This window comes from Mesorhizobium sp. P2_C5_2 (genome assembly GCF_056404535.1).
On the sequence record NZ_JBFUDV010000007.1, the window covers coordinates 89,008 to 101,928 of the forward strand.

A 12,921-nucleotide genomic window follows, 5' to 3' on the forward strand; every position below is an offset into this window, starting at 1 on the left:
CGGCTTGATGATTCGGAGTGCACCCTAGCATGGCGACGCCGCGCCCCGGCCAGATACGTCGGCCCAAATCGCACGACCCAAATTGCACGGCCAAGAATCGCAGGCACCGGGCTGGATTCGGCTGCGCATGCGGTGTAACACGCGCTCCGAAGTCATCCTGTTGCCTCATTTCGGCAACAGGTAGCTGGACCACACGGCGCGAAGAAGCCGGTCCCGGGATCAATTGAGAGGAAGTGCACGACATGACGAGCCTGAACAGCAACGCATACCGCCTTTCGGTCATGGCCGCGGGCGTGGTCGGCTTTCTGGGCGCCGGACTTCCCACCGCTTCGGCACAGCAGCAACAGATTCCGCAGGGCTGGTTCAAGGCCTGCACCAAGCAGGAAGATGTCGACATCTGCAATGTCCAGAACATCGTCACCGCCGGCAACGGCCAGCTCGTCACCGGCGTCAGCCTGATCGAGCTGAAGGGCAAAGTGAACCGCAAGGTTTTCCAGGTCACGGTCCCCACCGGACGTCTGGTGCCTCCCGGCATCGGCCTGCAGATCGATGCCGGCAAGGCGCAGAAGCTCGACTATGTCATCTGCTTTCCCGACCGGTGCGTGGCTGAAGTGCCGCTGACCGACGCGCTTGTTGCTTCCTTCAAGAAGGGCCAGGCGATCACGCTGACCTCGATCAATTTCCAGAACCAGGCAAACCCGATCAAGGTTGCCCTGACCGGCTTCAGCGGCGCCTATGACGGCCCGGCGCTGCAGCAGTCCGACATCGAGGACCGGCAGAAGAAGCTTCAGGACTTCGTTGCCAAGAACAACCAGGATTTTGCCAAGAAGCTCAAGGACGAGCAGGACAAGGCCAAGGCGGCCAACTGACATCTGGGCGGCGTCCACGCCGGTCACTCGGTAAGTAGTTCACCGTTTCCGTTAGACGGTGAACCGCTCCAGCCTGGAAATCCGCGTGATCGGCAGGCTCAGTATGCGACTGTCTGTCGGCGATTGCTGACGTTTACCCACCCACCCTAGGATTGCGGGACTGTCTCTGTCCCGCGCCACCTTCAGGACGAAAGTCCCGTCCGCGACATTGGCGGCTTCGATGGGCAAGATTTGCCCGTTCAGATAAAAAAGCAGCTCAATGCGCGGCGTCAATATGTGCGCCAGCGTCTGGACCTGCACCAGATGTTCGCCCGCAGGCAATTCCAGTTCGACCGACGCGACATTGCTAGACCATCGAAAGGCCACGTCGCCAAAGACTTCTGCCGCGTGGATCCCGGCAGCGCGTCCTGCATAGGCTTCGTCGGGCGTCCAGAGCGAGCCATCCTCAGCAACCTCTTGAACTTCAGGTGAGGTGCGCAGCCGTCTCTCATGAACCAGTGCGGCTATCGTTTGCCGAAACACTTTGTCGAGTTGCGAGTCCGAACCGAATGCCCGTGCCAGCATCAGCGTGACGTGCCGCCACAGAAGCGTCGCGCGCGCGCTGCCAGTGGCCAGACGATCCCCCAGGAAGGCCGCTCCCCAATGATGCCGCAGCACCTGCATCATGCCTCCACCGCGCAACCGTGGACGCAATTTTCGTCTCTTCTGGTGCCAGGCGATTTGGAGAATATGCCGCGTCAAATCTTTCCGGCGTTCGCCTCGACAGCTCCATTCGAATGGAACGTCGATTATCGGCTCTTGCCGCGGTCCGCCGCGCGCCAGCCACAGTGCTTCGCCGTCGACGAAGTCTTCCGTGAACTCACGCAGTTCCGGCCACTGCCCGATGTAGTAATGCACGAGTTCGATTTCTGGCACGTAGCCGATGGAAAAGCCCAACTTGTAGTAGCGAGCAGCCAACAGCCATTCCGAAAAATGCCCGCAGTCAACGTCAAATCCCGCCGCTTCTTCGTAGGCCTTTCGGCGTGTCGCAAAGCACTGGTCGAGGATCTTGCGCCATGAACTCTCCGTCATGCCGTGCTGGATATCGGCCTCGTACATCCGCGCTTCCGAACGCGCCAGTTTGTTGGGTGCGCTGGCATGAGTTCGACACGAGAATCCCGCCCATTCGGGGTGCTTTGAGAAGACATCGAGGCATTGCTCGAGGACGGTGGGCGTCGGCCAGACGTGACTTTCGGTGAAGAACAGCAGGTCCGCCCGGGCATGCCGCGCTGCTTCTGCAACTTGGGCGATATCATGTTTGGCTGACGTCTGGATGAGGCGGTCCTGCGGAGCAAGCAGATGGCGAATCTCATCCATGTCCGCAGCATTGGCGTCATGGGAGGCAACGAGGATGAGTTCGAACGCCGACCCCTGCAGGGTCTGGTCCTGCCGCCATTTACGGATCGCGATGGTTGCCTGGTCGCGATGGAACTCAAGCGGCATCAGAACGGAAATCAGCACATTCGAATCGGGTGGATTCTGTTGCGAACTTTTCCGTGGCAAAGAGCGGTGCATGAGATGCTTTTGTTTTCTGGAGTCTACTCGCTCAAAAGGGCGCAACCCCTTTTGGACGCATCGGGGGCCTCCGCACCTTCACGCCCAAATCTCGAGTTTGCAACACCACCGTCGTCCGCGGCGAAGAGAACTTGTAGCAGACCAATTGCAGAACTGGGCGCTATTGAAACGGACCACGTGTTGTGTGACGTGTGGCAGCGCAAGTGTTGGGGAACCAAGTGATGGACGGTGGGCAGGAAGTCACAATCGATAGCCTTGTGAAAGAGATTTCGTCGCTCAAGCGGCGAATCCAGATTCTCGAGAGTGACTATTACCTGCGGCGGCGGCGCAGCTGGCGATATAAGTTTCAGCCGAAGGTTTTCGATTTTCATCAGTACCAGCCACGGAAATTGGATACCCCATCAAACTACAACGTTCCCACACCCAACACGGGCGCGCTTCGGATTGCCATTGTCACGCCGTCCTATCGGCATGCGCATTTTCTGCCAGCTACGATCGACAGCGTCCTCTCCCAAAACTATCCCAACCTCGAATACATCGTTCAGGATGGCGGCTCGCAAGACGGGACGCGCGAGATACTGGAGTCCTACGGACAACGGATTGCCTGGAACAGCGCCGCGGACGGCGGGCAGACAGACGCCATCAACAAGGGCTTTGCGGCGGTCTCCGGCGACATCATGGCCTATCTCAACAGCGACGACGTCCTGTTGCCCGGAACACTGCATTATGTGGCACGCGCCTTCGAGAAATATCCCAAGGTCGATTTCGTCTATGGCAATCGAATAGTGATCGACGAAAAGGGCAGGGAAACCGCTCGCGTGGTCCTGCCGCCGCACGACAGCGAGGTCATCAAATGGGCGGACTATATCCCCCAGGAGACCATGTTCTGGCGCCGCAGCGTTTGGGAAAAACTCGGCGGATTCGACACAAATTTTCACTATGCGATGGACTGGGATTTCATTCTGCGGGCGCAGGCGGCAGGTTTTCGCTTCAAGCGGCTTCCTCGCTTCCTGGCCTGCTTTCGCGTTTACTCCACTCAAAAGACGTTTGCCCTGCACGACGTCGGACAAGAAGAGCAGGACCGCCTGCGGCTACGCAGTCACGGCTCCTTGCCCAAGGGGAGGGATATCAATGCCGCGATAGCCGGCTATATGAGGAAACAGGTTCTCTTTCATCGCCTCTACAAATTGGGCATCATGCGAATATAGGTCGACAAGTAGCTGCGCTGTCGGATTTGCCGCGAACCTTCGGCAATGAAAGCCCGGCACGACAGACCCAGACCATGCTCGCAAATCAATCAGACGCCGCCATGATTTAGCTGCTGATCGCGGGGGCTTGAGGTCAATGTCTCGACTGGCGCTTTGGCTCGTAGCGCCCGTCCGGCCGCTTATCGAACATCTCACCGATCTGCGGATGCCGGACCGGCTCGCCCGACTGGTCCTCAAGCAGGTTCTGCTCGGAGACGTAAGCAATGTATTCGGTTTCTGAATTCTCGGCGAGCAGATGATAGAACGGCTGGTCCTTGCGCGGCCGCACATCGGCCGGGATCGCCTCGTACCATTCGTCGGTGTTGGCAAATTGCGGATCGACATCGAAAATGATGCCGCGAAATGGAAACAGCCGGTGGCGAACCACCTGTCCGATCGAGAATTTGGCTGTTTTCATCATACTCACCACGAAGCTCTGAAGCGCCCAGCGTCCCTTGGAATGCACGGCACGCGCTCTAAGGCTTTGAATTTACACACGCCGTCACCAAAAATCGAGCCCGACTTTAGGGCTGGTATCACGCTTTATCTGGCGCAGACGGTGTGTCAGTTCAATGCCGAAGCGCTTGACGCCCGAGGAAGCTACGGGCTAGCCCGGTCTAGAGCATGATGCTGAAAAGTGTGAAGCGGTTTCGGCCGACGCCCCGGTCAGCGTGCTGATCTGCTTGTCTGTGATCACGGTAACGGGGCTGCTCTACATGATCCGCACGGCATATTACCGCCGGATCTGTTTCCCTAGACCAGTAAGTGCCGCAAAGCCGCTGCCCGGCCTCAAGCCCTCACGCATGAAGAAGGCGCGCAATGGCGCGAAACTGCCAAGCACGTTGAGCCCGGCGCTGCGCGCCATCTGTGCCGGCAGCATGTCCGACAGCAGCGACATGTTGAGCAGGTTGACCGCGCCACTGCGCGCCAGAATGTCGGGCCGGCGTCTGAAATCATAGGCGGCGAGCGCCTTGGCCGCACCCGGGTCATCGCGATTTTCACCAGCGATTCCAATCAGATCGTCGATATCCCTGATGCCGAGATTGAGACCCTGGGCGCCGATCGGCGGAAACACATGCGCGGCCTCGCCGACCAGCGCCACACGGTTTTGCGCGAAGCGCCCCGGTGATGCCGCCGACAGCGGGTAGATCTGCCGGCCGGGCTCGACCGACACCCGGCCCAGCATCGACTGCATTTGCTGTTCGACACGCTCGGAAAGTGTCACGTCGTCGAGCGCGGCAAGGTCTTTTGCCGTTTCCGGTTTCACCACCCAGACAAGGCTGGAGTGGTTGCCGGGCAGCGGAACCTGGGTGAACGGCCCGGTTTCGGTGTGGAATTCTGTCGAGGTGTAGCCGTGTTCGCTGCGATGGCCGAAGTTCAGCACAAGTGCTGCCTGCGGATAGGATCGCACTGAGGCCGCTATGCCTGCCGCTTCACGCGCCGGCGACAGGCGCCCATCGGCGGCAACCGCAAGCGAAGCGGACACTTCGCGGCCATCCGCCAGAACGGCACGCGCCTCGTCGGCGTTCAGGCGCCAGCTCTCGACCATCACCTTCAGCCATTCGATATCGGGATGCGCGGCGACGGCCTTGGCCAGCGCCGGGTTGAGTGCGCTGTTGGGCAGGTTGAGCCCGAACTGCTCTTCGCCGATCTCCGTGGCGCGAAAAGTGACGACCGGGCTACGGATCAGCCGGCTGGTGGCGTCGACAATGCGCATGACCTTCAGCGGTGCAGCCTTCGGCGCGAGTTCAGCCAGCACGCCCAGCCGATCGAGAATCCTGAGGGCTGGGTTCATCAGCGCCGTGGTCCGGCCATCGGGGCCGCCGGCCTCGGGTCCGATAAGGGTCACGGGAAATCCCGCCCCGGCAAAACCGAGCGCCGCGATCAGCCCGGCAGGGCCGCTGCCGGCAACCAGTATCCGTGCTGTCTCGCGATGATCCAAATTGGACTTCCAGTTTGCGATGCAGGTCCATCCTGTCTATCCATGGATATAGGTCAGACCATGCGGCTTGATCAACGCGGCGATTAGGCTCATTCGATTGCCATGACCGGCCAGCAGGACGATTTCAGCCATCTCGACCGCGCCGGCCGCGCCATGGCAAGCCTGGCCCGCAATCCTCGCCTAATGGTCAACATTGCCATTGGCGGCAGCATTCTGCTCGCCTGGTTCATTCTCGGCGCCATGGCAATCCGCGGCGCTGAAAGCCGGCTTCCCGGCGCCGGCGCACCAGGCGATGTGGTGCTGCGCTATCTGCCGCAGCTGCCGCTGCCGGATTTTCTCGACCGCTTCTTCGGCCTGTGCCTGACACCCGCACCGCTCGACGCCGGTAGTGGCGCACAATTTCTGGCGCTGATCGCGATGTGGTTCCTTATGGCCGTGGCGACGATGCTGCCGTCTGCAGCGCCAATGATCCGAACCTATTGCGAAATCGCTGACACGGCCCGCATCAAGGGCGAGCCGGTGGCTCACCCGCCGATTCTGGTTTCGGGTTACCTCTGCACATGGCTTGTCGCCTCGGCTGGTTTCGCAACGCTGACGCTGGCCGTCCACGCATTTGCCTCGTCGGGGCGATTGCTCGATCCGGTGACCGGCTTTGCCGCGGCTGCCGCTTTGCTGGTGGCCGGCCTCTACCAGTTCAGCAGCCTCAAGCAGGCCTGCCTGACAAAATGCCGGAATCCCTTCGCTACCCTGTTTTCCAACTGGAGCGCCGAGCCCAGTCGCATTTTCCGGCTCGGGCTGGAGCAGGGCCTGTGGTGTCTCGGCTGTTGCTGGGCACTGATGCTGGTGATGTTTGCCGTCGGCACGATGAACGTGTTCTGGATGGCGCTGATCGGCCTGTTCACCCTCATCGAAAAACAGACCACCGGCAGGCTTCCTACCCGGGTGGCCGGTGCGATACTGCTTGTCTGGGCAGTCGCCCTGCTAGTAGTCTCGGCATGACGGGGGAGAATTCAATGGCAGAGCAAGGCTGGGCAATGAAAGGAGAGCTCGTACTCTCCTGCAATTGCACGGTTTTTTGCCCTTGCGTGCTATCGCTTGGCAGCCATCCGCCGACAGAGGGTTATTGCCAGACTTGGGCGGGTTTTCGCATCGATGCCGGCCATTTCGGCGAGGTCGACCTTTCTGGTCTCAATCTCGGACTGGTCATGGAAATCCCAGGCTATATGAGCCGTGGCAACTGGACCGCCGGCCTGTTCATCGACAAGCGCGCCTCGGTCTACGCGGTGAAGGCGTTGACCAGGATCTTCACCGGCAAGGCCGGTGGAACCACATCGTTGCTCTCCATCCTTGTCGGTAAGTTCCTTGGCGTCGAGCAGGTGCCGATCACCTACGAGACGCGTGACAAGACCCGCATTTTCCAGATACCGAAGATCATCGACGGGGCGGTGACACCGATTCCCGGCAAGGATCGCGAGAAGGATACCGTGATCAACAACTCGGAATACTGGATCGCGCCGGAGATCATCGTGGCCAGGTCCGACAAGAGCAAGATGCGGGCTTTCGGCCGCAACTGGAATTTCGCCGGCCGCTCGGCCGAAATCTGCAAGCTGGATTGGCGGGGCCCGTGAGCAAGAACACAAGGGCCAGGCAAATCGCCGAGAAGATCACCGATCGGATTCCGCGCCCGAAGAAGAAGGTCACCTGGCCGCAGGCGCGCGCATTCTCGGTGCATCTGTTGACCGCGTCGGGTTCATTCCTGGCCTTCCTGTCGCTGGTGGCGGCAAGCGAGGAACGCTGGACGGCAATGTTCTGGTGGCTGGGACTGGCTCTGTTCGTCGACGGCATCGACGGGCCGATCGCGCGCAAACTCGAGGTCAAGGAGATCCTGCCGACCTGGTCGGGCGAACTCCTCGACAACATCATCGACTATGTCACCTATGTGCTGATCCCGGCCTTCGCGCTCTACCAGCGCGGCTTCATGGGGGAGCGGCTGTCGTTCCTGTCGGCCGCCATCATCGTTGTCTCCAGCGCCATCTATTACGCCGACACCGGCATGAAGACGAAGGAGAACTTCTTCAAAGGGTTTCCGGTGGTCTGGAACATGGTGGTGTTCACGCTGTTCGTCATTGAGCCGGGTCAGTGGGTGTCCTTTGGCGTCGTCGTCGCGGCAGGCATCCTCACCTTCGTGCCGATCAACTTCATCCACCCCGTGCGGGTGGTGCGGCTGCGGCCAATCAATCTCGGCATGACGCTGCTCTGGTGCGCTTTCGGCGCGCTGGCGCTGGCGCAGGCGGCGCTTGCCGCCTTCTACGACCAGATCGGCGTTCTCGGCGAACAGGTCAGCATCTTCACCAAGGTCGGCATCACCGTCACCGGGCTTTACCTCGCCTGCATCGGCGGTATCATGCAGTTCTTCCCAAAGCTCGGCGCCAAGCCGCCGACTGACAGCAAGAAAGCCTGACTGCAGGAAAGTCCAGAAATGTCCAAAGCGATCCGTATCCACGCCCATGGCGGTCCGGAAGTCCTGACCTATGAGGATGCCGATCCGGGGCAACCCGGCGCGGGGCAGATCCTGGTCAGGCACACGGCGATCGGCCTCAATTTCATCGATGTCTATCATCGCACCGGCCTCTATCCGCCGCCCGGCGGTTTCCCGCTGATCCCGGGCGGCGAAGCGGCCGGCGTCGTGCTGGCGGTCGGCACGGGCGTCGACTGGCTGAAGCCGGGTGACCGCATCGCCTATGCCGTCAATGTCGGCGCCTATGCCGAACAGCGCGTCGTCGCCGCCGACCGCGTGGTCAAGGTGCCGGACGGCATCAGCGACGAGCAGGCCGCCGGTATGATGCTGAAAGGCATGACGGCGGAGTATCTGCTGCGCCGCACCTTCAAGGTGAAGCCAGGCGACACCATCCTGTTCCACGCCGCCGCCGGTGGCGTCGGGCTGATCCTGGGACAATGGGCGAAACATCTCGGCGCGACCGTCATCGGCACGGCCAGCTCAACCGACAAGATCGAACTCGCCAAGGCGCATGGCTTCGACCATGTCATCAACTACAGGGAGCAGGATTTCGTCGCCGGCGTCGCCGCCATCACCGGCGGCAAAAAATGCGACGTCGTCTACGATTCGGTCGGCAACGACACATTCCCGGCCTCGCTCGACTGCCTGAAGCCGCTCGGCATGTTCGTCTCCTTCGGTCAATCCTCGGGGCCGATCCCGCCATTCCCGATGTCGCTCCTGGCGCAGAAGGGCTCGCTGTTCGTCACAAGGCCGACGCTGTTCGTCTACAACGCAAAACGCGAAGATCTCGAAATCGCCGCTGCGGCCTTGTTCGACGTAGTGCTGAGCGGCGCGGTCGAGATCAAGATCAACCAGCGCTATGCGCTGAAGGACGCCGGCAAGGCGCAAGCCGATCTCGAAGGGCGCAAGACGACGGGCACGACGATACTGGTTCCCTGACTTGCCTTGCTTTTCAGCGCTTTGCCGTGGCGGCAAGCACAGTCTGCATGAAAAATCGGCCGGCTACTTTCTTGTGCGAAACAGAGCTATCTTTAGCCCTTGAGTTTCCGCTGAAATTCTTGAAGCTCTTTCAAGGTGGGTGCTGCTTTCGCACGAGAGCAGCCAGCGCATACCATGCTGGCGGGAACACAGAACATATCCGGAAACCGGATGGGAGGCACTGTGAGTGCAGATCATGATGGAGCGAACCTGCTTGAGGTTCGTGGCCTGACCAAGATATTCGGCACGTTGACGGCGTGCGATCATATCGACCTCAACATCGCCAAAGGCGAGATCCACGCCCTGCTCGGCGAAAACGGCGCCGGCAAGTCGACGCTGGTCAAGATGCTGTTCGGCTCGCTGGAGCCCAATTCCGGCGAGATTTTCTGGAACGGCGAGGCGGTGCGGATCACCAGTCCTGGGATGGCGAAGAAACTCGGCATCGGCATGGTGTTCCAGCACTTTTCGCTGTTCGAGGCGCTGACCGCGGCAGAGAACATCGCGCTGTCGCTGGATGACGGTTCGCCGATCAGCTCCATCGCCGCCAAGGCGAGGGCGCTCTCCTTCAGCTACGGCCTGCCGCTCGATCCGGACTCGCTGGTCGGCGATCTCTCGGTCGGCGAACGCCAGCGCATCGAGATCATCCGCTGCCTCTTGCAGACGCCGCAGCTCATCATCCTCGACGAGCCGACCTCGGTGCTGACGCCGCAGGAAGCCGACAAGCTGTTCGAGACGCTGGAGCGCCTGCGTTCGGAGGGCAAATCCATCCTCTACATTTCGCACCGGCTGGAAGAGGTCAAACGCATCTGCGACCGCGCCACCGTGCTGCGTCACGGCAAGGTCGTCGGCCATTGCAACCCGCGCGAGGAGACCGCTTCGTCGCTGGCCCGCATGATGGTCGGTAACGAGGTGAAAGCCGTGGTGCGCGCACCGGCCGAAGGCATCGAGACCGCCGCGCCGCTGCTTGAGATCCGCGCGCTCAGCCGCAAGCCGGCAACACCGTTCTCGATCCCGCTGAAGAACATCAACCTCAATGTGCGCGCCGGCGAAGTGATCGGCATTGCCGGTGTCGCCGGCAACGGTCAGGGCGAGTTCTTCGAATCCGTCTCCGGCGAGGTGCTGCAGCAGGACGCTGCGTCCGTGCGCATCCGCGGCAAGGATGTCGGCGCGCTCTCAATCACCGGCCGGCGGCTGATGGGTGCTGCCTTCGTGCCGGAAGAACGTCTCGGCCACGGTGCGGCGCCACGCATGAAGTTGTCGGAAAATCTGCTCCTGTCGCGCCACGCCACTGACGGCAAGGTTTTTGTCGGCACCGGCGGCGCAGTCAAAAGCGCTGCGGTCTATGCCGCCGCCCAACGCATCATCGTGGCGATGGATGTGCGCAAGAGCGCGCCCGATCCGGAAGCCGCAGCTCTTTCCGGCGGCAATCTGCAGAAATTCATCGTCGGTCGCGAACTCGACCGCAGCCCTGCCGTCATGGTCGTCAACCAGCCGACATGGGGCGTCGACGCCGGCGCTGCCGCCCATATCCGCCAAGCGCTGATCGAACTGGCGCGCAGCGGCTCCGCTGTCCTGGTCATCAGCCAGGACCTCGACGAACTGTTCGAAATCTCGGACGCGATCGCGGTCATGCACAATGGCGAATTGTCAAAGCCGCTGCCGATTGCCGACGCCACGTTCGAAAAGATTGGCCTGTTGATGGGCGGCGCCGAGCCCGGCCACGCCGAACATGTTCTGGAGACGGCATGATGCGCCTCGAACTCGTCAAACGCCCGCAGCGCTCGATGTTGTTTTCAGCGCTGTCGCCCTTCATCGCCTTCGCCCTGACGATCATCGCCGGCGCCATCATGTTCGCGTTGCTCGGCGTCAACCCGTTGAATGCATTTCAGATCTACTTCATCGAACCGATCAGCCAGGTCTGGCAGCTGCATGAGCTGGCGATCAAGGCGGCACCGCTGATCCTGATCGCGGTCGGCCTGTCGGTCTGCTACAAGGCCAACATCTGGAACATCGGCGCCGAAGGCCAGTTCATCCTCGGCGGCATTTTCGGCTCGGCCATCCCGGTGCTGTTCCCCGGGTTCGAAGGCCCGCTTGTGCTGCCGCTGATGCTTTTGTTCGGCATGGTCGGCGGCGCCGCCTATGCGGCGATCCCGGCTCTCTTAAAGACACGCTTCGGCACCAACGAAATCCTGACCAGCCTGATGCTGGTCTATGTCGCCCAGCTCTTCCTCGACTGGCTGGTGCGTGGTCCATGGCGCGATCCGCAGGGCCATGGCTTTCCGCAGACCATCCAGTTCAACGACTCGGCCGTCCTGCCGGAACTGATGCCGGATGCCGGCCGCGCCAATTGGGGTTTTGTCTTCGCGCTTGTCGCAGCCGTGCTGATCTGGGTGCTGATGAGCCGCTTGCTCAAGGGTTTTGAAGTCCGCGTGCTCGGCTCCAGCCCCCGGGCAGGGCGCTTTGCCGGCTTCGGCCTCAATCGCATGGTCTTCTTCGCCTTCCTGCTGTCGGGAGCGCTGGCAGGTCTTGCCGGCATCTCGGAAGTCTCCGGCGCCATCGGCCAGCTGCAACCGGTGATTTCGCCCGGCTACGGCTTTACCGCCATCATCGTGGCGTTCCTCGGCCGGCTCAATCCGCTCGGCATCGTTGCCGCCGGCCTGGTGCTGGCGCTGACCTATCTCGGCGGCGAGGCGGTGCAGAGTGCGCTCGGCATCTCCGACAAGGTGGCGCGTGTGTTCCAGGGCATGCTGCTGTTCTTCGTGCTCGGCTGCGACACGCTCATCCACTACCGCATTCGCCTGGTCGGCGTTGCGCTGGCAAACGGCGCGGCGAAACTCAACGCTGCACCAAAGCTGAAGGAAGCCCGCTGATGGACATCACCGTCAACATCCTTTTGACCATCGCCACGGCGGCAACACCGCTGCTGATCGCGGCCATCGGCGAACTTGTGGTCGAACGCTCCGGCGTGCTGAACCTCGGCGTCGAAGGCATGATGATCATGGGCGCCGTCGGCGGCTTCGGCGCCGGCTATATCACCGGATCGCCATGGATCGGCCTGCTCGCGGCAATCGCCATGGGCGCGGTGTTCTCACTGCTGTTTGCGGTCATGACGCTGTCGCTCGCCACCAACCAGGTGGCGACCGGCCTGTCACTGACGCTGCTTGGCCTCGGCCTGTCCGGCATGATGGGGACGAGCTTCGTTGGCCAGCCAGGCGAAAGGCTGCCAAACCTCTACATTCCGGTGCTGACCGACATTCCCGTGGTGGGCAGGCTGCTGTTCGGCCAGGATCCCATCTTCTACATCTCGATCGCGCTCACCGCCGCCGTCATGTGGTTCCTGTTCAAGACCCGCACCGGCCTCACGCTGCGCTCGATCGGCGACAGCCACACATCGGCGCACGCGCTCGGCATCAAGGTCATCCGCTACCGTTATCTCTCGGTCATTTTCGGCGGCGCCTGCGCCGGCCTAGCCGGTGGCCATCTTTCGCTGGTCTATACCCCGCAATGGGTGGAGAACATGAGCGCCGGGCGCGGCTGGATCGCGCTGGCGCTGGTGGTCTTTGCCTCCTGGCGGCCGTGGCGGGTGCTGGCCGGCGCCTACATCTTCGGCGCGGTGTGGATCGGCCAGCTTCATGCACAGGCTTTTGGCATTCCGGTGCCTTCGCAACTGCTTTCTTCTCTGCCCTATCTGGCAACCGTCGTGGTTCTCGTTCTAATCTCGCGCAACAAGCGTCTGACGATGATGAACACGCCGGCTTCCTTGGGGCAGCCATTCGTTCCGGATCGTTGACAACAAAAACAAACGGGAAGCTC

The 12,921-nt window shown here is 61.5% G+C and carries 12 protein-coding genes; 9 read left to right on the forward strand and 3 right to left on the reverse strand.

The annotated features are described in order from the left end of the window. The first annotated feature begins 242 nt into the window (after positions 1-242). The gene (locus AC1D1B_RS25705) at positions 243-869 is read left to right on the forward strand and encodes an invasion associated locus B family protein (RefSeq protein ID WP_181056961.1); all 627 of its coding nucleotides are present in this window, start codon (positions 243-245) and stop codon (positions 867-869) included. Positions 870-920: 51 nt separating this feature from the next. Here the strand turns inward: AC1D1B_RS25705 and AC1D1B_RS25710 are convergent, their stop codons facing one another. Next, the gene (locus AC1D1B_RS25710; protein WP_477335600.1) at positions 921-2,369 is read right to left on the reverse strand and encodes a glycosyltransferase family 2 protein; all 1,449 of its coding nucleotides are present in this window, start codon (positions 2,367-2,369) and stop codon (positions 921-923) included. A gap of 275 nt (positions 2,370-2,644) precedes the next feature. Here AC1D1B_RS25710 and AC1D1B_RS25715 point away from each other — a divergent pair, with 275 nt between their 5' ends. Beyond that, the gene (locus tag AC1D1B_RS25715) at positions 2,645-3,631 is read left to right on the forward strand and encodes a glycosyltransferase family 2 protein (RefSeq protein WP_477335602.1); all 987 of its coding nucleotides are present in this window, start codon (positions 2,645-2,647) and stop codon (positions 3,629-3,631) included. Positions 3,632-3,764: 133 nt separating this feature from the next. Here the strand turns inward: AC1D1B_RS25715 and hspQ are convergent, their stop codons facing one another. After that, complete coding sequence (hspQ, locus tag AC1D1B_RS25720) at positions 3,765-4,088, reverse strand: heat shock protein HspQ (protein ID WP_023668971.1); 324 nt, start codon at positions 4,086-4,088, stop codon at positions 3,765-3,767. Positions 4,089-4,403: 315 nt separating this feature from the next. Then, positions 4,404-5,612 (reverse strand): UbiH/UbiF family hydroxylase, encoded by a 1,209-nt coding sequence (locus tag AC1D1B_RS25725; RefSeq protein WP_477335604.1) that lies wholly within the window; start codon positions 5,610-5,612, stop codon positions 4,404-4,406. Between the two features lie 102 nt (positions 5,613-5,714). On the opposite strand from AC1D1B_RS25725, the gene AC1D1B_RS25730 reads away from it, so the two are divergent. The 7 genes from AC1D1B_RS25730 to AC1D1B_RS25760 all read left to right on the forward strand — a co-directional run bounded on the left by AC1D1B_RS25730 (position 5,715) and on the right by AC1D1B_RS25760 (position 12,898). Beyond that, positions 5,715-6,611: a DUF2182 domain-containing protein gene (locus AC1D1B_RS25730; protein ID WP_477335606.1), complete on the forward strand. Its 897-nt coding sequence runs from the start codon at positions 5,715-5,717 to the stop codon at positions 6,609-6,611. Positions 6,612-6,625: 14 nt separating this feature from the next. Beyond that, on the forward strand, positions 6,626-7,240 hold the full coding sequence (locus AC1D1B_RS25735; RefSeq protein ID WP_477335608.1) for a DUF1326 domain-containing protein: 615 nt from the start codon (positions 6,626-6,628) through the stop codon (positions 7,238-7,240). Next, positions 7,237-8,073 (forward strand): phosphatidylcholine synthase, encoded by an 837-nt coding sequence (gene pcsA, locus AC1D1B_RS25740; protein ID WP_181056957.1) that lies wholly within the window; start codon positions 7,237-7,239, stop codon positions 8,071-8,073. Before AC1D1B_RS25735 ends, pcsA begins: the two co-directional genes overlap by 4 nt. 18 nt (positions 8,074-8,091) lie before the next feature. Next, positions 8,092-9,069 carry a quinone oxidoreductase family protein gene (locus AC1D1B_RS25745; protein ID WP_477335610.1) on the forward strand — a complete coding sequence of 326 codons (978 nt, stop codon included), beginning with the start codon at positions 8,092-8,094 and terminating at the stop codon, positions 9,067-9,069. A 210-nt stretch (positions 9,070-9,279) separates the two neighbouring features. Continuing rightward, positions 9,280-10,857: an ABC transporter ATP-binding protein gene (locus AC1D1B_RS25750; protein WP_477335612.1), complete on the forward strand. Its 1,578-nt coding sequence runs from the start codon at positions 9,280-9,282 to the stop codon at positions 10,855-10,857. After that, positions 10,854-11,978 carry an ABC transporter permease gene (locus AC1D1B_RS25755; protein WP_477335614.1) on the forward strand — a complete coding sequence of 375 codons (1,125 nt, stop codon included), beginning with the start codon at positions 10,854-10,856 and terminating at the stop codon, positions 11,976-11,978. Before AC1D1B_RS25750 ends, AC1D1B_RS25755 begins: the two co-directional genes overlap by 4 nt. Further along, the gene (locus AC1D1B_RS25760) at positions 11,978-12,898 is read left to right on the forward strand and encodes an ABC transporter permease (protein ID WP_477335616.1); all 921 of its coding nucleotides are present in this window, start codon (positions 11,978-11,980) and stop codon (positions 12,896-12,898) included. Before AC1D1B_RS25755 ends, AC1D1B_RS25760 begins: the two co-directional genes overlap by 1 nt. Positions 12,899-12,921 lie beyond the last annotated feature (23 nt).

What these genes read in the sequence shown, in the direction of transcription:
- AC1D1B_RS25705 (WP_181056961.1), top strand. Translation starts at nt 243, where the DNA reads ATGACGAGCCTGAACAGCAACGCATACCGCCTTTCGGTCATGGCCGCG.
- AC1D1B_RS25715 (WP_477335602.1), top strand. Translation starts at nt 2,645, where the DNA reads ATGGACGGTGGGCAGGAAGTCACAATCGATAGCCTTGTGAAAGAGATT.
- hspQ (WP_023668971.1), bottom strand. Translation starts at nt 4,088, where the DNA reads ATGAAAACAGCCAAATTCTCGATCGGACAGGTGGTTCGCCACCGGCTG.
- AC1D1B_RS25730 (WP_477335606.1), top strand. Translation starts at nt 5,715, where the DNA reads ATGACCGGCCAGCAGGACGATTTCAGCCATCTCGACCGCGCCGGCCGC.
- AC1D1B_RS25735 (WP_477335608.1), top strand. Translation starts at nt 6,626, where the DNA reads ATGGCAGAGCAAGGCTGGGCAATGAAAGGAGAGCTCGTACTCTCCTGC.
- AC1D1B_RS25745 (WP_477335610.1), top strand. Translation starts at nt 8,092, where the DNA reads ATGTCCAAAGCGATCCGTATCCACGCCCATGGCGGTCCGGAAGTCCTG.
- AC1D1B_RS25750 (WP_477335612.1), top strand. Translation starts at nt 9,280, where the DNA reads ATGGGAGGCACTGTGAGTGCAGATCATGATGGAGCGAACCTGCTTGAG.
- AC1D1B_RS25755 (WP_477335614.1), top strand. Translation starts at nt 10,854, where the DNA reads ATGATGCGCCTCGAACTCGTCAAACGCCCGCAGCGCTCGATGTTGTTT.
- AC1D1B_RS25760 (WP_477335616.1), top strand. Translation starts at nt 11,978, where the DNA reads ATGGACATCACCGTCAACATCCTTTTGACCATCGCCACGGCGGCAACA.